General features: G+C 46.5%; 1 protein-coding gene and 1 pseudogene. Both read right to left on the bottom strand.

The annotated features are described in order from the left end of the window. Positions 1 to 353 (bottom strand): annotated as a pseudogene (locus A3735_RS26280) (DUF802 domain-containing protein); the annotation flags it as partial. A 48-nt stretch (positions 354 to 401) separates the two neighbouring features. Further along, positions 402 to 1,241: a DUF3348 family protein gene (locus A3735_RS26275; protein WP_082880507.1), complete on the bottom strand. Its 840-nt coding sequence runs from the start codon at positions 1,239 to 1,241 to the stop codon at positions 402 to 404. Positions 1,242 to 1,417: the final 176 nt, after the last annotated feature.

Here is a 1,417-nt window from a genome sequence, read left to right as displayed (position 1 = left end):
CCGACTAAGTAGGGCGTCACGACAGGCGCGGGTAGACCAATGCGCTCACCTTCTATTCTAAGCTGAACAGCATTACGCAGCGAGGCGTGAAGCGACAGTAGCCATTTGTCAAACTGGTTTTCGTTATCCGACTCGGCTTGTACGGCAAATTTTGGAATATCTTTTAGCGCGACTGACAGTGTTTGTGTCGCCTTCTGAAATCGTAAGAGCTCAAGGGTGCCAATACTAAACACCACACCAATAACGACAGTAATCAGCAAGGCCAAGGTATCACTACCCAAGAATACCCAGCTCATACCGATGATAGCCAATGCGCCTAATAAAAATGCCAGCCCAAAAAGAAGCTTATTCATAAGCAACTAGTAACCTCTAATTTCATAATTGTGTCCATAGCGATGCACTCAGTTTGCCGATTGCACCGTTTCATTTAATGCTTCTATCAAGCCCAGCACGAGCTGCAAGCGCGCTTCCAGCTCTGCCATCAGCAAGCGCTTTAAAGCTGCTAGAAAGGCCTTAATATTCTCATCCAAGGCACACGTTTCAAACAGGTCGGCATTTTTACCGGCAGGCCTTTCAAAGCTCTCGCGAAAGTAAGTGGCGAGTAGCGTCGGTACGCATAAAAACTGTTTACGAGCAGCGACGCTTAACGCTTCGTCGAGAGCTTTATCGAGCACCACTAACTTCGCAAGCTCTGGTGAATGCTTCTCTAACACCTCACTAATATAAACTCTCAAGCCCTGCACTTTAGCCGACATATCAGACTGCTGAGCACGATAAAACTTACTGAAGGGTTCAGCAGCTTTGGCTAGCAACTTGTCATCGACTTGCCCTTCTCGCATAGCGCTAATAAACGCTTCATCCCATTCAGGCAGCTTTATTCTGCCGACACTTTTATCTGGGTCAAAGCCTGACTCAATAGATTGGCTAATGGCTTTTCTTACCCTGACAAAGGCCTGCTGGCTTTTTTCTAAAGCTTCCTGACCAGCCAATTCGTCCGAATCGTTCGACAGTAAACCGGCGTCGACTCGACGATCAATCATTCTGATCATGCCTTGCGCATCACTTAATTTTACCGAGCCCGAGAAGTCTATTTTTTGCGATAAGCGCTCGCTAAAATTTTCTGGATGAGTCTGTGGCTCGACTTGCAGCATCTCTGATAGAGAACGCACCAAACGCGAACTACCGGGCATAAATCGGGATGAATTCTGGCTCATAGCTGAAGGAAGGATCACGCTGCGCATCTGCGCTATTCAAAGCAAGGAAAGTTTCTTACTGTGCATCTAATATTTATATTCAAGAGGCGGCCATTATCGCCATTCTGGGGGATTATTCAAGATTTGATCACCACATATTGTGGTTCCCGGTGGAAATAAAAAAGGGGGAATGCTTTTTCGCATTCCCCCTTTTCACTCCTATT

It is taken from the genome of Oleiphilus sp. HI0061, assembly GCF_001635675.1.
Note: the sequence above shows the minus strand (reverse complement) of the source record. Positions and strands in the feature narration are given on the sequence as shown.